This is a genomic window from Pseudomonas soli, assembly GCF_021283165.2.
Classification (GTDB): domain Bacteria; phylum Pseudomonadota; class Gammaproteobacteria; order Pseudomonadales; family Pseudomonadaceae; genus Aquipseudomonas; species Aquipseudomonas soli.
The window spans coordinates 289,675-310,218 of record NZ_CP128543.1 but is presented as its reverse complement, the minus strand read 5'-3'; the positions used below and the strand labels follow the sequence as shown (position 1 = coordinate 310,218).

Below are 20,544 nucleotides of genomic sequence, written 5' to 3'. Positions count from 1 at the left end.
CTTCAGCTGGCCTTCACGACGACGGCGGTGATGTTGTCGGGGGCGCCACGGGTCAGCCCCAGGTGTACGAGGCTGCGCACCACCTCATAAGGATCGGCGTGGCCGAGCACCTCGGCGATCTCGTGGTCCTCGGCGGTCTTGTTCAGGCCGTCGCTGCACAGCAGGTAGGTGTCGCCGGGCTGCACCTGCAAGGCGACGGCCTGCAGCTCGAGGTGGTTCTCGACGCCGATGGCGCGGGTGACGATGTTGCCGCGAGGATGCACACGGGCTTCGGCTTCGTTGAGCAGGCCGCTGTCCTGCAGCTCCTGGACGTAGCTGTGGTCGTGGCTCAGGCGCTCGATACGGCCGTCGCGCAGGCGGTACAGGCGGCTGTCGCCGGCCCACAGGCCGATGGCCTGGTCGCCTCGGGCGGCCAGCACCACCACGGTACTGCCCATCATCGCCACGCCACGGCGCGCGGTTTCCTCGCGCACGATGCCGTTGACCCAGGCGAGGCCGTCGCGCACTTCGCCGGCAAAGTCGTCCAGGGAATCGAGCCTCGGCAGGCTGCGCAGGCTATCGACCGCCAGGCTGCTGACATAATCGCCCGCCGCATGGCCGCCCATGCCGTCGGCCACCGCCCACAGGCCTGCCCAGGTCAACTCCAGGCAGGCGTCCTCATTGATCTTGCGCACCATGCCGACATGGCTGTAGCTGGCCGCTGTGTACTGCATGCCGGTCATCCGATCCGCGCCTCGCTACCCAATAGAAAACCGGCGAAATCCTCGCTGCGCGGCAAGCCCGCGCAGCGCATCAGCCCCGGGGCGATCCGTTCGGAACCCCTGCCCCACCAAAGGCTCTTGCCTTCACAGGCGCATTCGGCCAAGGCCAGGGCGCGCCCCTGCGGCGTGGTCGCATCCAACCGCTGCAACCCGCCCACCGTCGCACGCGGCTCTTGCACAAGCGGCCTCGCACCGCGAAAAGGCTGCAAGGCAGCCTCGAAATCCTCGAAGGCGGCACCCGGCTCAAGCGTCGCCAGCAGGCTCTCCTCGACCGCCTCGAACCACTCCTCGGCCCCGGCCACCACAGGCGCCAACGGCTCCCCCGGTTCCAGCACCTGGGCCACGGTCAGCGGGAAGTACCGCCCCACCCGGTCGATGCTCGGCATCAGCACCCCGACCACCGCCTCTGGCCCACAAAGCCCCGGCGCCAGGGCGAAACGCCACAAGGGGCTGACCAGATAGGCCTCGAGCCAGCGCTCGCCCAAGGCCTGCTGGCTCGCCTGGAGCCCCGCCGCCAGCCACTGGTCCCAGGGCTGGATGAAACCGTGCGGCAGGCCGCGACTGACAAAGTCGCCGCGGCAGGCCAGCTTTCCGTAGAAACCCACGTCGTTCACAGATGCTCCGGCAGGCTGAAACCGCTGAGCACTCGGCTGCGGAACGGGTTGAAGGCGCTGCTGGCACGCAGCTCGTAGGACACGCTGGCGCCGTCGACGCGCAGGCGCAGGTTGAAGCGCTCCGGCGAGCCACCGGCCACCAGGTCGGACTGGTCGAGCAGGCGGAACCAGGCCCACGGCCCCTCCACGGTCAGCCCCGAACGACCGCTGGCCGAGGGCGGCGAGATTGACAGGCGCACCACGCCAATGCTGTTGGGGTTCGGCCACTGCAACGCCACCGGCCGGCTCGGGCCGTGGTCGTAGCTCACCTGCTGGCCGTCGAGGTCGAGCAGGAACTGGGTGATGGTCGCGTCCATCGCCACCGGCTTGAGCTCGAAGCGCACCCCCGGCTGCACGCCGTTGCTGTTGCGGAAGAACGCGTCACGGATGCTCGCCGCGCGCTGGAAGGTGTAAAGCACGTTGCTGTTGATCCCCAGCTTCTGCGCCGCGCCCGGCTGCCAGCTCCAGGGGGTGCTGGAGGTGTTGACGTAGGGTTGCAGGTACTTGCGGAAGTAGTTGTCCATCACCCCGCCGACGCCGAAGAACAGGCCGAAGTCCTCCAGGGTCGCATCCCGAGAGCTGCCGGCCACCAACGGATAGCGACCGCTGAGGGACTGGCGATAGACGTTCACCACCTCGCTGGTCCAGGCGGCGTTGAGCTGATTGCGCACCCCGCCCATGACCAGGTTGTGGGTCGAGCCAAGCACCGAGCTCACCAGGTTCTGCACCACCTTCGGCTGACGCGCGGCCCCCAGGGCAACACGCTGCGCCGCAGCCTGGGCCTGGTTCTTGGCCTCGCCCAGCAGCGCATCGCCACTGGCGCCGACCATGGCGCTGACCTGAACGTACAGGGCATTGAGGTCGGTAAGCAGGCCGTCGATGGCGGCAGGCTGGCCTTCGCCGGTTTCCACCAGCGCGGCCAGTTCAGCGAAGTGCGCGGTGACCGGGTCCACCTCGCGGGCGGCCGGGTTGTCGCTGGGCAACGGGGCATCGCCGAGCAGGCCGCCGAGGCGCTGGCGCAGTTGATCGACGCCCGCCTGTTCAGCCTTGGCCTGGACCTTGTCGAGGGTGGTCGGCTGCTCCAGGTTGGTCTCCTTGGCGACCGCCTGCAGCAGCTTCTTCATCGGCGAAGTCGGCCCGGACAACACCCGCAGCACATCCGCGGCCTGGCCGACGCTGGTGATCGGCACGAAGTCCAGGTCGGCCAGCAAGGCATCCCAATGGCGGATGTAGTCCTGGTAGTACAGCTGCAGCACATCGTCGGACAGGCGCTTGGCATCGGCCGATTCGCTGGCCTCGCGACCCAGCACCCAGCGCTCCTCGGCCAGGGTCTCGCTGTGGGCCAGGCTGGCGGCGAGGAAGGCCTTGCGGTAGCCCTCGACAGTGAAGATGCCCGGCAGCGGTTCGCTCAGCGGCTTGCCGTCCTTGAAGCGGAACACCAGCGCGGCGTCACGCCCGGCGGCATCGCTGACGCGGAAGTCGCTGACCCCGGCGGGCAGCTTCTGGCGCTTGACCCGATCGTAGACCCGTTGCGCCACCGGCAGTTGCTGCAGCTGGCGGCGGGTATCGTCGATCAGGCGCTGGTCCAGGCGGGCGTTCGGCGGACGCTTGTCGAACAGCGCCGCCAGGTGCTGCTCCAGGGCCTGGCGCAGGTCCGGGGCCAGGTCGCGCGGCAGGCTGCGCTCCCAGTCGAGGGTGACCCAGGCCTTGATGAACTCGGCGTCATAGTGTTCGCCGTCGGCCAGCATCAGGTAGGCCTTGAGCCCCTCGTAGAGGTAGTCGGACGGACCACCGCCATACAGCTGCTCCTCGATGCGGGTGACCAGGCGCGGGGCGAAGATGGCGATCAGCAGCTTGCGGTAGACGCTGTCCGACTCGCCTTCGAGCATGTCGCCCTGGTACAGCCCCAGGCCCTCGGCCCAGCCGGGCGGATCCTCGGCCAGGCGGCGCACGCCATTGAGCAGCGGCAGCACCTCGACCACGTTGCGCTGCGCCGGGCTCAGCTCCTGCACGCTCTTGCCCAGCGGCTTGAGGCGGCTGTCGACCTCGGCGATGTATTGCTGGTTGGCGCGGTAGCTCAGTGTCCACAGGGTACCGACCACCAGCACCAGGGCCACGCTCAGGGCCAGGGCGCCACGGGCGATCCACTTGCGCCGCTGCTCGATCTTCGGGTTGCTGCCAACCAGGCCACGCTCGGCGAAGGCCACGGCGCTGAACAGCTTCTCGATGAAGTAGCTGCGCCCGGTGCCGTTCTGTCGTGCCAGATGGGCACGGTCCAGGCCCATGCTCTGGGCCATGCTGCCGATCAGGCGGTCGATGGGGCTGCCTTCCTGGGTACCGCTGGTGAAATACACACCGCGCAGCAGCGCACGCTCTTCGAAGGCGTTGGGCTTGAAGATGCCGTCGAGGAAGGTTTTCAGGTTGCCACGCAAGGCGGCGAACTGCTGGACGAAGCCGTAGACCAGGTCGCGCCGCGCCGGATCGCGCTCCTGCTGCAGGCGCTCGACCAGGCGTTGGTTCAGGCGCTGTTCCAGCAAGGCGAATTCATTGCCGAACTGCGCCAGCGGCCCGTCGCCCTGCTGGCCATCGTCGAGCGGGAAGGTCATGCCCCAAACCTGGGCGCGTTCTTCCTTGCTCAGGGTGTCGAAGAACTCCATGAACCCCGGCACCAGGTCGAGCTTGGTCAGCATCAGGTAGATCGGGAAGCGTACGCCCAGCTGGCTGTACAGCTCCTGGATGCGGGTACGGATCGCCGCCGCGTGGGCAGCGCGCTCGGCATCGCTGCCCAGCAGCAGGTCGGACAGGCTGATGGCGATGAACGCGCCGTCGATGGGGCGGCGTGAGCGTTGGCTCTTGAGCAGGTCGAGGAAGCCCAGCCAGGCCGCCTTGTCCACTTGGGCATGACTGTCCTGGGTGGTGTAGCGGCCGGCGGTGTCCAGCAGCACGGCCTGGTCGGTGAACCACCAGTCGCAGTTGCGCGTACCGCCAACCCCACGGATGGCGCCCTCGCCCAGCTGCGCCGCCAGCGGGAAGTGCAGGCCGGAATTGACCAGCGCGGTGGTCTTGCCCGAGCCGGGCGGGCCGATGATCACGTACCACGGCAGTTCATACAGGTTGCGTCGCTCGTCGCCACCCAGGCGTGCCTTCTTCAGCAGCACCAGGGCTTCGTCCATGCGCTGGCGCAGGGTCGCCAGCTCTTCAGCGGTGGCCACGCTGGCGGGGTCCGCCGCGGTCTCTGCGGCCAGGCTCTGCATGACCTTGGCCGCCTGACGGCGGGCCTGGACGATGCGCCACACGCGGTAGGCGACCCACACCGCGAACAACAGGCCGATAAGCACCAGGCGCGGAGCGGCAGGCACCAGCATGTCCAGCAGCGGGCCGAGGAACCAGATGATCAGGCTCAGGGCCAGCAGGCCCAGCAGCGGAACTACCCAGCGAATGACAAAACTGAAAAACGCCTTCACTCGACGCCCTCCGCCAGAACGGTGATTTCAACCCGGCGATTCTTCGCCCGGCCTTGCGCGCTGTCGTTTGACGTCAGCGGTTCGGTGTCGCTCAGGCCCTGCGCGGTAAAGCGCTCGGGCTGGCCGGTGCGGGCGGCGAGGAGGTTCTTCACCTCTTCGGCGCGGGCCTGGGACAACGCCCAGTTGGACGGGAAGCGCAGCGTGGCGATGCGCTGGTTGTCGCTGTGGCCGGTGACTTTCACGTTGCCTTTCACTTTCGCCACGGCTTCGGCGATGCGCAGCATCAACGGCTCGAAGTCGCCCTTGATGCTGGCGCTGGCCGAGGCGAACAGTTCGTCGCCACGGATGGTCACCACCGAACGGTCCACCGCGTCCTGCACGGCGACCCGGCCGGCCTTGATGTCTTCGACGAGGAAACCGGCCAGGCGCGGACGCTCCACGGGCTTGGGCTGCACCACCGGACGATCCATGGCCTGCACCGGGATCTCGCCCAGGGCATGAATGCCGCGGAACACAGGCTCCGCGTCGGCCGCCAGCTTCAGGCGCAGGCCGAACAGCACCAGCAGCAGCAACGCCAGGGCCACCGCCAGGCCGACCCAGGGCGGCACGAACTGCGCCAGGCGATCGCGGGCCACGGTGACACCGCGCCAGTGCGGCGACAGCTCGCGCTCGAACTCGCCACGGGCGCTGCGGATGGTCGCGGCGGTGCGTTCGCGCAGGGCCTCGAGCTGGGCGCGGCCACCGTTCATCACCCGGTAGCGGCCTTCGAAGCCCAGGCTGGTGCACAGGTACAGCAACTCCAGCAGGTGCAGGCGTTCACGCGGGCTCTGCAGGCAATGCTCCATCAGCTGGAACACCTTCTCGCCGCCCCAGGCCTCGTTGTGCACGGTGATCAGCAGGCTCTGCTTGCCCCAGTCACTGGCGCTGCCCCAGGGCGTGCTCAGCACCGCCTCGTCGAGCGCGGTGCACAAGGCATAGCGCGCCAGCAGCACCTCGTTGCGCGGCACCCCGGCGGCCTCGGCACGCTCTTCGAACTGGCGCAGGTAGGCCAGCAGTTGCGCACGCAGGCTGGCCGGGGCCGGATGGGCGATGGTGTTGCGCAGGCGCGTGAGCAGCGCCAACAATGGACCGGCCGCCTGCTCCAGCGGGTTCAGGCCCGCCGCCTGGCCCGGCGCCAGCGGTTCGGCCGGCACGTTCAGGGGTGGCGGCGGCGCAGCTTGCGCAGGCCCCGGCGCGGCCGGTTGCGGGCCACGGCCACCGGGGCGCGGCATGAACTGGGTGCGGTCGTTGGCGAGCGGATCGTCCGATTGCATCGCGGCTTATCCTCGAATGGCCCAGAAGGCCAGGTTCAGGCCGGGGAACTCGCCAGCGACGTAGAAGGCAAAACCACCGGAATGCTGCAGTTGCTTCCAGTGTTCGCTGCCCCGGTCGAGTTCGAAGTAGGTGGAACCGGCGTGGAACGGAATCTGCCGTGGCGCCACCGGCAGCGGCAGCAGGCCGATGCCCGGCAGTTGCAGGTTGACCAGGTCGCGGATGTGCTCCACCGCGCCGATCTTGCTCTGCTGGCCAAAGCGGCTGCGCAGGGTCTCGCTGGGCACGTCGGCGCGCACCACCAGCACGAAGCTGGCGCTGTCGAGCAGGCTGCGGTCGGCGAGCATGCCGACATGGATGCCGTAGGCCTTCTCGACCAGCGGGATGGCCACGGCCTTGCTGTCGATCAGCATCGACAGCGCCTCGCGCAGCGCGGCCATTACCGGGGCGAAGGTCGCCGCCAGGTCGTCGTGCTGGTACACCGGGTAGCTTTCCGGACGGCGGCCATCGCGGGTGAAGGTGGCGAACTCGCCGGCCAGGGCCACCAGCTCGCTGTACAGCCGCTCGGGGTGCAGCGGCGTCAGCTGGTTGAGGTGCTCGACCAGCGGCTGGGCGCGGTTGACCAGTTGCAGCAGCATGAAGTCGGCGATCTCCGAGGCGCCGCCATTGGCCGAGGCGACCACGCGCCCGGCCAATGCTTCGCCGCGCTGGTGCAGCAGGCCCAGCAGCTCGCCACGAAAGCCCGAGAGCTGGTTGCTGGTGGCCACATCGAGCAGCGGCGGGATGTAGCTGTCATCCAGCACCAGTGCGCGGTCGGCACGCTTCTCGCGGATACGCACCACGCCCAACGCGGCATAGTCGCTCAGGCCATCCTCGGCGCGCAGCAGGCGCAGGGCACGGCTGCCCAGGGCAAGCGGCGCGCGGTTTTCGAACGGGGCGTTGTCGTCGCGCACTTCGCTGACGCGGCTAACGTACCGCGCACCGTCAGGCACCTCGCCGTCGTCGACGGTATCGCGGGCGCCGGCACGCTTGAGCGGCAGACCGAGGTGGATCACACCGTTGCGCAGGTCGTCGGGAATCTCCAGCGGCGCGGGCGGCAGGTCGTCACGGGGAATATCGAACGGCGTGCCATCCGGCAGCAGGCCACGGGCGCTGAGGATCGCCAGCTTGCCCTGGGCCAGCAGGCCCTGATCGATCAGCAGTTCGGAAAAGCCCCAGGCGGCGGCACTGAGCGGCCGGCTGCGGGCATCGACGAAGTTTTCCAGGTAGCGGTCGTGCTGCTGGAAGTGCTGGGTGGTGATGAACATCCCTTCCGACCAGACCACGCGATTGTTCCAGGACATGCTTTCTCCGATTGCCTAGCGGGCAGGCTCAGGTTGTGGGGTGGCCACGGCGCTGCGCACGGCGCGCACATCGAGGCTGATCTGATAGTCACGGGGCGGTACCGGCAGCACGCTGCGCCACTGGGCGCGGTCGACCTCGCGGTAACCGACCACCAGGCCGACCTGGCGCGTGGCCGGGTCGAGCGGGCGCTCCAGGCGCAGCTGCTCGCCGGGCTGGAGCAGGACTTCATCCTGGTCGATCAGGTCGGCGGCCAAGGTGGCTTGGGCGCGTTCGGCCAGGGCGAAATAGTCGGCACGGGCGAAGGCGGCGCTGTTCTTCAGCTCGTAGATGCGCACCCGTACCGGCGCGGGCATGCCGCTGGCACCGGGGTTGAGCCCGGCGGCGGCGCTGAAGTACAGGGTGACTCCCGTGGCGGGCGCCGCCTCGGGGGCAGGCTCGCTTGGCGTGTCCTTGCTGCAGGCACTGAGCAGCACCATGGCCAGGGCTGCGATCAGTCTTGTTGCACTCATCCTCGTCCTCATGACGTCTTGTGTTCTTCCTGTATCCCGGGCGCTGGCCTCAGGAACGTTGAATGCGTTGGCTGTGGGCCTCGTAGGCGCGGCTGAACTCGCGGCCGAACAGGTCCTGGAAGTCGTCTTCGGCCTCTCGGGAAATCTGGCTGTAGAGCTCGGTGAACTGCTGCCAGCAGTGGGCCTGGCGCGAACCGCCGAACAGCTTGGCCAGCCCGGCGGCAGGTGCCAGACGCTCTTCCAGGCGGGCGGGTTCGAAGCGTTTGAGCAGGTGCTTGAGCGCCGCCTCGATGCCTGCCATCACCGCCAGTTGGTGGGCGCGCAGGTCGTCGAAGCTGTCGCGTACCGCCTGGTCGGGGGCCATGAACGCCTGGTTGCCCTCGCGCAGCAACAACAACAGCGCTTCGTCGGCATTGGGAGCGAACTTCAGCGGGTTGTTCTGTACCGGGGCGATGGTGGTCTGCTGCATGCGGAACTCGCCTTTCAGGCTGCTGCGCGCGCGCAACACATCGATCAGGCCCTCGACCATGAGCCGGTAGCTGCGGCCAATGGCCTCCATCTGCGCGGCGGCATCGACGGCGTCGATGCGCAGGTGCTCGATGCCTGCGCCACGCAGGAAAGCCTGGAGCAGCGCATCGCTGTCAGCAGGCGCGGCAGCCGTCACCACGGGCTGCGGCCGAACAACAGGCTCGCTCGGGGTCAGCGGCTCCGGCAGCGGCGGTGGCGGTGCTGGCGCCAGTACCGGGGCGGGCTGGAGAACAGGTGCCGGGGTTTCATCGAACAGGTTCCAGTCATCCGGGATCACGCCCGGCGCGCCGGGCGTGGCTGCCGGTAACGGCGCGGGCGGCGGCGCTACCGGCGTGGGCGGTCGAAAATCATGCTGCTGCGCGGGGACATGATCCGGCTGGCTGACAGGCGCCACGCTGGAAGGGCCGAGGAAATCGAACAGATCCGGCAGGGTGTCGTGGCTCGACGCCCCCTGCAGGAAGGCGGCAGGCGCACCGGCGATGGGCGCATTGGGGGTGGCCCCCTGGTTGGCCATCAAGGCCTCGAAACTATGAGCCTCGGGCTGCCCGGCAAACGGGATCGACAGGCCGGAATCAATACGTGCCTGGATCTCGTAATCGCCAATTCGAATAACTTCGCCGTCCATCAACGGCTCACTGTTACCGCGACGCAGGCGAATACCGGCATGCACCAACTCCACGCCATTGGTGCTGTTATCGGTCAAATAGTAGCGACCATCCTTGAACTGGATCACACAATGTTTCGAAGAAACAAGGCGTTCCGGATCGGGAAGTACCCAATCATTATCCGCAGCCCGACCGACGCTGATGGCACCGTTTTCCAGCAACTTCTCCGGGCACTGGCCCGGGGTGATCTTGTGATAACTGGTAATGGTCAGGCAAAGTGCCATCATGCCTCCTTGCATATATATGAAACACTCATCTATCCATTTGAGTGGATAAACGAGCCCGACCTGGCATTTCGACCAGACCCTTTGAAATCAAGGGCCCGATGCCAAAACACGCTTCCCGGAAGGTCGTATTAAACCCTATCGGCAAGGCACTTTGATGGCACCTGACCAATGGACGCCAAGGGTTGCCAACTGGTTCACAGTCGCCTTGCGCGGCGCGTAGCTTACCTTGACAGCAATTTGGAAATAAACCATAAATGCGCAACTTAAGAGTGCCAAAGTGATATCACCGTGATATCAACTTCGCATTCTTTGACAAGTTTGTGCGCCAATTCACATTTGTAACTTGGCGCATACGAAGCCCTCGCCAAGGGCCGATATGGAGATCGATTTCTGGTGAACTCACCGCAGCTGCTCGCCGCTATTTCCGCAGACTTCCCGTGCGGCGACGACCTCGAATACGACGCCGATTTCCTGCAACTGGAACGCGATGCCCAGGGCCGCCCCGAGCGCGTGATGGGCGATGCCGTGCAAGCAGCCGAACCGCCGCAGTGGCGTGCAATCGAACAGTCCTGCACCGACCTGCTGCAACGCAGCAAGGACCTGCGCATCACCCACTTCCTGGTCCAGGCCAACCTGGCCCTGCACGGCCTGCCGGGCCTGGCCGCCAGCCTCGAGCTGATCCGCGACCTGCTCGGCGAGTACTGGCTGCACCTGCACCCGCAGCTGGACGCCGCCGACGACAACGACCCTACCGTACGCATCAATGCCCTCGCCGGCCTTACCTGCGACACCAACATCGGCCTGCTGCGCGACGCCGTGCTGGTGCGCTCCCGGGCGTTCGGCCCGGTGACCCTGCGCGCCGCCCTGCATGCAGCCGGTGTGCAGCACTTCGCCAGCGAACAGCTGAGCGCCGAGGAACTGGCCGCCGCCCTGCGCGATGCCGACCCCGAGCAGCTCGAACAGTGCCGCCAGGCGCTGCAACTGGCCCGCGACGCCCTTGACGTCATCGAGAGCCGGGTCAATGACCAGGTCGGCTCGTCCAGCGGCGTCGATCTGTCTGCGTTGCGCCAGCCGCTGCGCCAGGTCCAGCAAGTGCTGGCCGACTACAGCCCGGAAGGCGCAGCGCCGCCTTCGGGCAGCGGCGAAGAGCAACCCGCCAGCAGCAGCGATGACGACCGGCAACCCGTTGCCAGCGCCGCCGCCCCCCGCCCGACGGCGCGGCCCGGCGAAGTGAACAGCCGCGACGACGTGCTGCAGAGCCTCGAACGCCTGCTCCAGTACTACGCCCGCCACGAGCCCTCGAGCCCGTTGCCGGTGCTGCTGCGCCGGGCGAAGAACCTGGTCAACGCCGATTTCGCGACCATCGTCCGCGACCTGATCCCCGAGGGTCTGTCGCAATTCGAGAACCTGCGCGGCCCCGAAGGCGACAACTGACGCCTCGACACCGCATCAACACCGACGCCCGCAACAAGCAACGCCGCCGTACCGGCGACCAGGAGGAACAACGTGGCGAAAGACAGCTCCCAGAAGTTCATCGCGCGCAACCGTGCGCCGCGGGTGCAGATCGAATATGACGTCGAGCTGTACGGCGCCGAGAAGAAGGTCCAGCTGCCCTTTGTCATGGGCGTGCTCTCGGACCTCGCCGGCAAGCCCGCCGAGCCACTGCCGGCGGTGGCCGACCGCAAGTTCCTGGAGATCGACGTCGACAACTTCGACTCGCGCCTCAAGGCCATGAAGCCCCGCGTGGCGTTCAACGTGCCCAACGAGCTGACTGGTGAAGGCAACCTGAGCCTGGACATCACCTTCGAGAGCATGGACGACTTCAGCCCCGCCGCCGTGGCACGCAAGGTCGACGCGCTGAACCAGCTGCTCGAGGCCCGTACCCAGCTGGCCAACCTGCTGACCTACATGGACGGCAAGACCGGTGCCGAGGACATCATCCTCAAGGCCATCAAGGACCCGGCCCTGCTGCAGGCCCTGGCCAGCGCGCCGAAACCCGCCGACACCGAGCCGAAGGCCTGAGGAGACCGACCATGAACGATCCGTTGCGCGACAGCCAGGCCCCGCAGGCGGCCACCCAGGACCCGAGCGAGTTCGCCAGCCTGCTGCTGCAGGAGTTCAAGCCCAAGACCGAGCGGGCCAAGGAAGCCGTCGAGAGCGCCGTGCGCACCCTCGCCGAGCAGGCCCTGGCGCAGACCAGCCTGGTGTCCAACGATGCCATCGGCTCGATCGAGCAGATCATCGCCGCCATCGACGCCAAGCTCACCGCCCAGGTCAACCAGATCATCCACCACGATGACTTCCAGAAACTGGAAAGCGCCTGGCGTGGCCTGCACTACCTGGTCAACAACACCGAGAGCGACGAGCAGCTGAAGATCCGCGTGCTCAACATCTCGAAGACCGACCTGCACAAGACCCTGAAGAAGTTCAAGGGCACCGCCTGGGACCAGAGCCCGGTGTTCAAGAAGCTCTACGAAGAGGAATACGGCCAGTTCGGCGGCGAGCCGTACGGCTGCCTGGTGGGCGACTACTACTTCGACCAGTCGCCGCCCGACGTCGAGCTGCTCGGCGAAGTGTCCAAGGTCTGCGCCTCGATGCACGCGCCGTTCATCTCCGCCGCCTCGCCGACGGTGATGGGCATGGGCTCGTGGCAGGAACTGAGCAACCCGCGCGACCTGACCAAGATCTTCACCACCCCGGAATACGCCGGCTGGCGCTCGCTGCGCGAATCGGAAGACTCGCGCTACATCGGCCTGACCATGCCGCGCTTCCTGGCGCGCCTGCCCTACGGCGCCAAGACCGACCCGGTGGAGGCCTTCGCCTTCGAGGAAGACACCGACGGCGCCGACAGCAGCAAGTACACCTGGGCCAACGCCGCCTACGCCATGGCGGTGAACATCAACCGTTCGTTCAAGCACTACGGCTGGTGCTCGCGCATCCGCGGCGTGGAGTCGGGCGGTGAAGTCGAAGGCCTGCCGGCGCACACCTTCCCCACCGACGACGGTGGCGTGGACATGAAGTGCCCGACCGAGATCGCCATTTCCGACCGCCGCGAGGCGGAACTGGCCAAGAACGGCTTCATGCCACTGCTGCACAAGAAGAACACCGACTTCGCCGCCTTCATCGGCGCGCAGTCGCTGCAGAAACCGGCCGAGTACGATGATCCGGACGCCACCGCCAACGCCAACCTGGCCGCGCGCCTGCCGTACCTGTTCGCCACCTGCCGCTTCGCCCATTACCTGAAGTGCATCGTTCGCGACAAGATCGGCTCGTTCAAGGAAAAGGACGAGATGCAGCGCTGGCTGCAGGACTGGATCCTCAACTACGTCGATGGCGATCCGGCGCACTCCACCGAGACCACCAAGGCCCAGCACCCGCTGGCGGCCGCCGAAGTGGTGGTCGAGGAAGTCGAAGGCAACCCGGGTTACTACAACTCGCGCTTCTACCTGCGCCCGCACTACCAGCTCGAAGGGCTGACCGTGTCGCTGCGCCTGGTGTCGAAGCTGCCTTCGGCCAAAGGGGCCTGATCATCGCGGGGCCGCCCGCGCCCACAGAGGGGGCGGGCCCCGCGATCAGCCAATACCACCGCTAACCGACGCGAAATCCCGAGGACATCATGGCTGTAGATATTTTCATCAAGATCGGCGACATCAAGGGCGAGTCCCACGACAAGGCCCACAAGGACGAAATCGACGTGCTCAACTGGAGCTGGGGCATGTCCCAGTCCGGCAACATGCACCTGGGCAGCGGCGGCGGTTCGGGCAAGGTCAACATCCAGGACCTGTCGATCACCAAGTACATCGACAAGTCCAGCCCCAACCTGATGGCTCACTGCTCCAGCGGCAAGCACATCGACAAGGTCAAGCTGACGGTGCGCAAGGCCGGCGGTGAAAGCCAGGTCGAGTACCTGATCATCAACCTCGAAGAGGTGATCATCAGCTCGCTGAGCACCGGCGGTTCGGGCAGCGACGACCGCCTGACCGAGAACGTGACCCTGAACTTCGCCAAGGTCACCGTCGACTACCAGCCGCAGAAAGCCGACGGCACCAAGGAAGGCGGCCCGATCAAGTACGGCTGGAACATCCGCTCGAACGTCAAGATCTGATCGACCGCGCCCGTGCCGCGCCTGGGCGCGGCGCGGGCGCACCTCCCCACGCGTCACCCGCTCACGGTGAACATAATGGCCAAGCCTTCTTTCATCAACCTGTGGAATGCCTACCCGAGCGTGTCCTCGCCCTGCGACGGCCCGTGGGACAACCAGTGCGCCATCCGCATGAGCATCGCGCTCAACGGCGAGATGAGCCTCAAGGTCAACAAATCGACCTATACCGAACCCAAGTGCGCCCACGAGCATGCCCGTGGCGCCGAATCCCTGGCCAACTGGCTGGAGACACGATTGTTCTACCCGCTGAAGATTGCCGGTACCGCCCAGGCCCGCGAAGCGCTCAAGGCCAAGACCGGGATCATCTTCTACAGAGACTGCTTCGCCCGCACCGGGCAGAGCCAGGAGAACCGCACGGGCGACCATATCGACCTGTGGAACCGCGGCCTGACCAAAGGTTTCTCCGACCACAACTACCAGTCGAAGCAAGTCTGGTTCTGGGAGCTCACATGACCCGCGCTGCCCTGGCCGGCGCCCTGCTGTTGGCCTTGAGCGCTTGCGCCGACGCCGAACTGCTGAACCAGGCCAACCTGGGCGGGCAGACCGTGACGCTGAGCGAGAATGCCGGCCAGTGTGTGCTCGATCGCGGCGAACAGCGCCTGGCGCTGGACATGCAATGGCCCTGCGGCCTGAGCCCGGACCGCGCCGGCAAGGCCCGGGTCGAGCAGTTCAATGGCACGCCAATCGTGCTGGTGACCCATGTGCAGCCACACCCGACGCTCAAGGGCGAATGCCTGAAGACCTCGCGCGCCGTGCGCCTGACCCAGGCCGGCCTGGAAGCCTCAACGCCGGCGCCGAGCGCCTCGTGCGACACCGGTTTCGAAGACCAGAAAATGTTCACAGGGATGTTCCAGTGGTAGCCGAAATCGCCACCCGCGACCGCCTGCAGCCTTCGCTGCTGGATCGCCTGACCGACGATGACCCGGGCAACCCACAGGAAGCCCCCGACAAGCGCGTGCTCAGCCTGCAGCAGCTCAAGGCCTCGGTACTGCGCGACCTGGCCTGGCTGCTCAACACCACGTCGCTGCTCGACACCGGCGCCACGCTGAACTCCCCGGCCGGCGCCTCGGTAATCAACTACGGGTTGCCGGCATTGGCCGGCAACAGCGCGTCGAACATCGACCTCAACGCGCTCGAACGCATCATCCACCAGGCCATCGCCACCTACGAGCCGCGCATCCTCGCCCATACCCTGAAGGTACGCGCCCAGGCCGCACCCGGCGAGATGAACGCCAACGCCCTGAGCTTCGAGATCGAAGGCGACCTGTGGGCCCAGCCTGCAGCCCTGCCGCTGCTGCTCCAGACCGACGTCGACCTGGAATCCGGGCACGTGCGTGTGGCCCCCGCCGACCGCCGGAGGCGCGCATGAACCCGCGCCTGCTCGAACTGTACAACCAGGAACTGCAGCACATCCGCGAGGGTGCCGCGGAGTTCGCCAAGGAATACCCGAAGATCGCCGGGCGCCTGACGCTGTCCGGGATCGAGTGCGCCGACCCTTACGTCGAGCGCCTGCTCGAAGGTTTCGCCTACCTCACCGCGCGGGTGCAGCTCAAGCTCGACGCCGAATACCCGACCTTCACCCACAACCTGCTGGAAATCGCCTACCCGCACTACCTGGCGCCGACGCCATCGATGACCGTGGTGCAACTGCAGACCGATCCCGACGAAGGCTCGCTGGCCGCCGGATTCCAGCTACCCCGTGACAGCGTCCTGCGCGCCAATCTTGGGCGCAATTCGCAGACGCCCTGCGAATTTCGCAGCACCCAGGACGTCACCCTGTGGCCGTTGCAGGTTGCCCGGGCCGAGTACTTCGGCAACCCCGGGGCTGTGCTCGGGCGCCTGGCCGCCAGCGAACCGAAAGCCCGCGCCGGACTGCGCCTGACCCTGCGCAGCGGCGCCGAGATTCCGTTCTCCAGCCTGCCGCTGACGCACTTGCCGCTGTACCTCAACGGTGCCGACGAAACCCCGTTCCGCCTGTACGAACAACTGCTGGGCAGCGCCTGCGCGGTGTTCGTGCGCCAGCCGGGCGCCGACTGGGTCGAACGCATCCCCGTCGAGGACGCCTTGCTGCCCTGTGGCTTCGATGACCGCGAAGCAGCGTTGCCGGTGGTGCCGCAGGCCTTCCAGGGCTATCGCCTGTTGCAGGAGTATTTCGCCCTGCCCCAGCGCTATCTGTTCGTCGACTTCGCCGGGCTGGAACGCGCGGTCAAGCGCTGCGACGGCCAGGAGCTGGAGCTGCTGGTGCTGTTCGACCGTATCGACGCCGCGCTGGAAAGCAGCGTGGGCCCCGCCCAGTTCGTGCCGTTCTGCACCCCGGCGATCAACCTGTTCCCGCGCCGGGTGGATCGCATCCACCTGACCGACCGGGTCCACGAGCACCATGTGATCGCCGACCGTACCCGGCCCACCGATTTCGAGATCCACTCACTGCAGCGGGTCACCGGCCACGGTACCGGGCCGGACCAGGAATTCCTGCCGTTCTACGCGGTGCGCGACCCGTCGCGCTATGGCCGTGACCAGGCGTACTACCTGGTGCGCCGCGAACCGCGCGTGCTCTCCAGCGAGCAGCGGCGCAACGGTACGCGCTCCAGCTACATGGGCAGCGAGACCTTCGTCAGCCTGGTCGATGGCAACCAGGCGCCGTACCGCCATGACCTGCGCCAGCTGGGCATCAGCGCGCTGTGCAGCAACCGCGACCTGCCGCTGTTCATGAATGTCGGCGACGGGCGCAGCGACTTCAGCCTGGCCGACAGCGCACCGGTATCCGCCGTGCGCTGCCTGGCCGGCCCCAGCCGACCGAAGGCCAGCCACGCCCACGACAACCGGGCCTGGCGCCTGATCAGCCAGTTGTCGCTGAACTACCTGTCACTGGCCGAGCAAGGCCAGGGCGCCGCCGCCCTGCGCGAGCTGCTGCGCCTGTACGGCGACCAGCAGGACAGCGCCCTGCAGCTGCAGATCGACGGCCTGCGCGAAGTCAACTGCAAACCCTGCACGCGGCGCCTGCCGATGCCCGGGCCGATCGTCTTCGGCCGTGGCCTGGAGATCACCCTGACGTTCGACGAGAACGCCTTCCGCGGCACCGGTGTGTTCCTGCTGGGCGCGGTGTTCGAGCGCTTCCTGACCCGCTATGTGTCGATCAACAGCTTCACCGAAACCGTGCTGCGCACCAGCGAAAGAGGCGAGATCATGCGCTGGAAAGCCAAGCCCGGGCGCAGGCCGAACCTGTGAACACGCTACAGGCCATGCAGGCCGAGCCCTGGGAATACGATTTCTTCCAGGCGCTGCGTCGCCTCGAGGCGGAGAACCCCGAGCTGCCCCGCTTCGGCCACTCGCTGCGCCTGGCCGACGAACCGGTGCGCCTGGGCCAGCGCCTGGACTGCGGCTTCGCCCCGGCGACGCTGGCCTCGGTCACGGCCAACGACGACCAGCCAGCGCGCCTGGAGCAGTTCTTCTTCGGCCTCGGCGGCCCCAACGGCCCGCTGCCGCTGCACCTGACCGAGTACATGCGCGAGCGCCAGCGCAACCACGCCGACCCGACCAGCAAGCGCTTCCTCGATGTCTTCCACCACCGCCTGCTGAGCCTGTTCTATCGCGCCTGGGCCGAGGCCCGGCCGACCGTCAGCCATGACCGCCCGGGCGACGATTACTGGGCCGCGCGCCTGGCCGCCCTCAGCGGCCGCGGTCAACCGGAGCTGCAAGGCCAGGGGCCGCTGGCCGATACCGCCAAGCTGCACTGGTCCGGCCACCTGGCGGCGCAGACCCGCTACCCGGATGGCCTGTGCAGCATCCTGGCCAGCTACTTCGGCGTGCCGGTGAAGCTCGAGGAATACGTCGGCCAGTGGCTGGAGCTGCCTGAACGCAGCCAGCTCGGCGTGCGCGCCAACCGCCTGGGTGTCGACCTGTGCCTGGGCCGCTACGTCTGGGACCGCCAGCACAAGTTCCGCCTGTGCCTGGGCCCGCTGACCCTCGACCAGTACCACGCCCTGCTCCCCGGCGGGCAGGCGTTCGTCGAGCTGGCCGCGTGGGTCGCCGAGTACCTGGGCCAGGAACTGGACTGGGACCTCAACCTCATTCTCGCGCAGGGCCAGGTGCCCGCGCTGCAACTCAATGCCGGCCAACGCCTGGGGTTCGATACCTGGCTCGGCCGGCCGTCGCACGATGCCAACGACCTGAAGCTTGCCCGGTACTACGCCGAGCGGCCGGTCAACGCCCCGCCAACAAGGAGTCAGGACCATGGGTGAAATCAGCCGCGCCGCGCTGTTCGGCAAACTCAACAGTGTCGCCTACAAGGCCATCGAGGCCGCCACGGTGTTCTGCAAGCTGCGGGGCAACCCCTATGTCGAATTGGCGCACTGGCTGCACCAGCTGCTGCAGCTGCAGGACAGCGACCTGCACCGCATCATCCGCCAGTTCAACGTCGAGCCGGCGCGCCTGGCCCGCGACCTGACCGACGCCCTGGACCGCCTGCCGCGGGGTTCGACGTCGATCACCGACCTGTCCTCCCAGGTCGAGGAAGCCGTCGAGCGCGGCTGGGTGTACGGCAGCCTGATGTTCGGCGAAAGCCAGGTGCGCACCGGCTACCTGCTGGTCGGCATCCTCAAGACCCCGAGCCTGCGCAACGCCCTGCTGGGGCTGTCCAGCGAATTCGCCAAGCTGAAGGTCGAGGCCCTGAGCGAGCGCTTCGACGAGTACGTCGGCGACTCGCCGGAAAACAACCTGGCTGCCAGCGACGGCTTCAGCGCTGCCGCCCCGGGCGAAGCCAGCGGCGCGGTGGCGCCAGCGGCGATGGGCAAGCAGGAGGCACTCAAGCGCTTCACCGTCGACCTCACCGAACAGGCGCGCAGCGGCAAGCTCGACCCCATCGTCGGCCGTGATGAGGAAATTCGCCAACTGGTGGACATCCTCATGCGCCGCCGCCAGAACAACCCGATCCTCACCGGCGAGGCCGGCGTCGGCAAGACCGCCGTGGTCGAAGGCTTCGCCCTGCGCATCGTCGCCGGCGATGTGCCGCCGGCCTTGAAAGACGTCGAACTGCGCAGCCTGGATGTCGGCCTGCTGCAGGCCGGCGCCAGCATGAAGGGCGAGTTCGAGCAGCGCCTGCGCCAGGTCATCGAAGACGTGCAGGCTTCGCCCAAGCCGATCATCCTGTTCATCGACGAAGCCCACACACTGGTCGGCGCTGGCGGCGCGGCCGGCACGGGCGATGCCGCCAACCTGCTCAAGCCGGCCCTTGCTCGTGGCAGCCTGCGCACCGTGGCGGCGACCACCTGGGCCGAGTACAAGAAGCATATCGAGAAGGACCCGGCGCTGACCCGGCGCTTCCAGGTCGTCCAGGTGGACGAGCCGAGCGAAGCCAAGGCGCTGCTGATGATGCGCGGCGTGGCCTCGACCATGGAGAAGCACCACCAGGTACAGATCCTCGACGAAGCGCTGGAAGCCGCCGTGAAGCTGTCGCACCGCTACATTCCGGCGCGCCAGCTGCCCGACAAGTCGGTGAGCCTGCTCGACACCGCCTGCGCCCGCGTGGCCATCAGCCTGCACGCAGTGCCGGCCGAGGTGGACGACAGCCGTCGGCGCATCGAGGCGCTGGAAGTCGAGCTGCAGATCATCGCCCGCGAAGCCGCCATCGGTGTCAACACCGGGCAACGTCAGGCCCAGGCCGACAGCCTGCTGGCCGAGGAGCGCGAGCGCCTGGCCGCCCTGGAAAGCCGTTGGGCCGAGGAGAAAGCCATGGTCGACGAGCTGCTGGCCACCCGTGCGCAACTGCGTGAACAGGTCGGCGTGGTCGATCAGGAAGTGGACGTGCAGGGCAGCCATGAGCTGCGCGAAAAACTCGTCGACCTGCAGCAGCGCCTGAGCCAGCTGCAAGGCGAGAGCCCGCTGATCCTGCCAACCGTGGACTACCAGGCAGTGGCCTCGGTGGTCGCCGACTGGACCGGTATCCCGGTGGGGCGCATGGCGCGCAACGAAATCGAGACCGTGCTCAACCTCGACTCGCACCTGGCCAAGCGCATCATCGGTCAGGATCACGCGCTGAAGATGATCGCCAAGCGCATCCAGACCTCCCGCGCAGGCCTGGACAACCCGAACAAGCCGATCGGCGTGTTCATGCTCGCCGGCACCTCCGGCGTGGGCAAGACCGAGACCGCCCTGGCCCTGGCCGAGGCCATGTACGGCGGTGAACAGAACCTGATCACCATCAACATGAGCGAATTCCAGGAAGCCCATACCGTCTCGACCCTCAAGGGCGCGCCACCCGGCTACGTCGGCTACGGCGAAGGCGGCGTGCTGACCGAGGCCGTGCGCCGCCGCCCGTACAGTGTGGTGTTGCTGGACGAGGTGGAAAAAGCCCACCCCGACGTGCACGAGATTTTCTTCCAGGTATTCGACAAGGGCGTGATGGAAGACGGCGAAGGCCGCCAGATCGACTTCCGCAATACCCTGATCCTGCTCACCACCAACGCCGGCACCGAGCTGATCGCCAACACCTGCAAGGACCCGCAGGCCCTGCCCGACCCCGAGGCCGTGGCCACCTCGCTGCGCAAGCCGCTGCTGGAGATCTTCCCGCCGGCGCTGCTCGGCCGCCTGGTGACCATCCCCTACTACCCGCTCAGCGACACCATGCTCAAGGCCATCACCCGCCTGCAGCTGGAGCGCATTCGCAAGCGCGTGGAAGGTACCCACAAGGTCGGCTTCGCCTACGACGACGAGGTGGTCGAGCTGATTGTCTCGCGCTGCACCGAGACCGAAAGCGGTGGCCGCATGATCGACGCCATCCTCACCAACGGCCTGCTGCCGGACATGAGCCGCGAGTTCCTCACGCGCCTGCTCGAAGGCAAGCCGCTGGCCAGCGTCAGCATCAGCCGTCGCGACAACGACTTGCACTATGACTTCGGCGCCGCCGACTGACAGGACCGACC

The 20,544-nt window shown here is 67.2% G+C and carries 17 protein-coding genes; 10 read left to right on the top strand and 7 right to left on the bottom strand.

The window, feature by feature from the left end:
* Positions 1-2: 2 nt before the first annotated feature.
* Genes LU688_RS01315 through tagH form a run of 7 tightly spaced genes read right to left on the bottom strand, consistent with a single transcriptional unit; the run spans position 3 to position 9,459 of the window.
* Positions 3-722, bottom strand: a complete 720-nt coding sequence (locus tag LU688_RS01315) for a PP2C family protein-serine/threonine phosphatase (RefSeq protein ID WP_094011577.1) — start codon at positions 720-722, stop codon at positions 3-5.
* Positions 719-1,375 (bottom strand): type VI secretion system-associated protein TagF, encoded by a 657-nt coding sequence (gene tagF, locus LU688_RS01310; RefSeq protein ID WP_094011578.1) that lies wholly within the window; start codon positions 1,373-1,375, stop codon positions 719-721. Before tagF ends, LU688_RS01315 begins: the two co-directional genes overlap by 4 nt.
* Entirely contained in the window at positions 1,372-4,878 is a 3,507-nt protein-coding gene (tssM, locus tag LU688_RS01305) for a type VI secretion system membrane subunit TssM (RefSeq protein ID WP_094011579.1), read from the bottom strand. The genes tagF and tssM overlap by 4 nt, the downstream gene beginning before the upstream one ends.
* A complete protein-coding gene (locus LU688_RS01300) occupies positions 4,875-6,191 on the bottom strand; it encodes a DotU family type VI secretion system protein (protein WP_094011580.1) in 1,317 nt (438 codons plus the stop codon). Before LU688_RS01300 ends, tssM begins: the two co-directional genes overlap by 4 nt.
* A 6-nt stretch (positions 6,192-6,197) precedes the next feature.
* Positions 6,198-7,532, bottom strand: a complete 1,335-nt coding sequence (tssK, locus tag LU688_RS01295) for a type VI secretion system baseplate subunit TssK (protein ID WP_094011581.1) — start codon at positions 7,530-7,532, stop codon at positions 6,198-6,200.
* 15 nt (positions 7,533-7,547) lie between these two features.
* A complete protein-coding gene (gene tssJ / locus LU688_RS01290; protein WP_094011582.1) occupies positions 7,548-8,042 on the bottom strand; it encodes a type VI secretion system lipoprotein TssJ in 495 nt (164 codons plus the stop codon).
* A 49-nt stretch (positions 8,043-8,091) separates the two neighbouring features.
* On the bottom strand, positions 8,092-9,459 hold the full coding sequence (tagH, locus tag LU688_RS01285) for a type VI secretion system-associated FHA domain protein TagH (protein WP_094011583.1): 1,368 nt from the start codon (positions 9,457-9,459) through the stop codon (positions 8,092-8,094).
* Positions 9,460-9,855: 396 nt separating this feature from the next.
* Here tagH and tssA point away from each other — a divergent pair, with 396 nt between their 5' ends.
* From tssA to tssH, 10 genes are all read left to right on the top strand, one after another.
* The gene (tssA, locus tag LU688_RS01280; RefSeq protein WP_160291015.1) at positions 9,856-10,896 is read left to right on the top strand and encodes a type VI secretion system protein TssA; all 1,041 of its coding nucleotides are present in this window, start codon (positions 9,856-9,858) and stop codon (positions 10,894-10,896) included.
* A 72-nt stretch (positions 10,897-10,968) separates the two neighbouring features.
* Positions 10,969-11,484, top strand: coding sequence for a type VI secretion system contractile sheath small subunit (tssB, locus tag LU688_RS01275; protein ID WP_023632506.1), 516 nt, complete (start codon positions 10,969-10,971; stop codon positions 11,482-11,484).
* 11 nt (positions 11,485-11,495) lie between these two features.
* Positions 11,496-12,989 (top strand): type VI secretion system contractile sheath large subunit, encoded by a 1,494-nt coding sequence (tssC, locus tag LU688_RS01270; protein WP_023632507.1) that lies wholly within the window; start codon positions 11,496-11,498, stop codon positions 12,987-12,989.
* An 89-nt stretch (positions 12,990-13,078) separates the two neighbouring features.
* Complete coding sequence (locus LU688_RS01265) at positions 13,079-13,567, top strand: Hcp family type VI secretion system effector (protein ID WP_023632508.1); 489 nt, start codon at positions 13,079-13,081, stop codon at positions 13,565-13,567.
* 75 nt (positions 13,568-13,642) lie between these two features.
* Entirely contained in the window at positions 13,643-14,077 is a 435-nt protein-coding gene (locus LU688_RS01260; RefSeq protein ID WP_023632509.1) for a type VI secretion system amidase effector protein Tae4, read from the top strand.
* A complete protein-coding gene (locus LU688_RS01255) occupies positions 14,074-14,484 on the top strand; it encodes a hypothetical protein (RefSeq protein WP_038707177.1) in 411 nt (136 codons plus the stop codon). The genes LU688_RS01260 and LU688_RS01255 overlap by 4 nt, the downstream gene beginning before the upstream one ends.
* Complete coding sequence (gene tssE, locus LU688_RS01250; RefSeq protein ID WP_038707176.1) at positions 14,478-14,993, top strand: type VI secretion system baseplate subunit TssE; 516 nt, start codon at positions 14,478-14,480, stop codon at positions 14,991-14,993. The genes LU688_RS01255 and tssE overlap by 7 nt, the downstream gene beginning before the upstream one ends.
* Positions 14,990-16,852, top strand: a complete 1,863-nt coding sequence (gene tssF, locus LU688_RS01245; protein ID WP_038707175.1) for a type VI secretion system baseplate subunit TssF — start codon at positions 14,990-14,992, stop codon at positions 16,850-16,852. Before tssE ends, tssF begins: the two co-directional genes overlap by 4 nt.
* Positions 16,816-17,865, top strand: coding sequence for a type VI secretion system baseplate subunit TssG (tssG, locus tag LU688_RS01240; RefSeq protein WP_038707645.1), 1,050 nt, complete (start codon positions 16,816-16,818; stop codon positions 17,863-17,865). The genes tssF and tssG overlap by 37 nt, the downstream gene beginning before the upstream one ends.
* Positions 17,858-20,533 (top strand): type VI secretion system ATPase TssH, encoded by a 2,676-nt coding sequence (tssH, locus tag LU688_RS01235; protein ID WP_038707174.1) that lies wholly within the window; start codon positions 17,858-17,860, stop codon positions 20,531-20,533. Before tssG ends, tssH begins: the two co-directional genes overlap by 8 nt.
* The last annotated feature ends 11 nt before the right edge of the window (positions 20,534-20,544 follow it).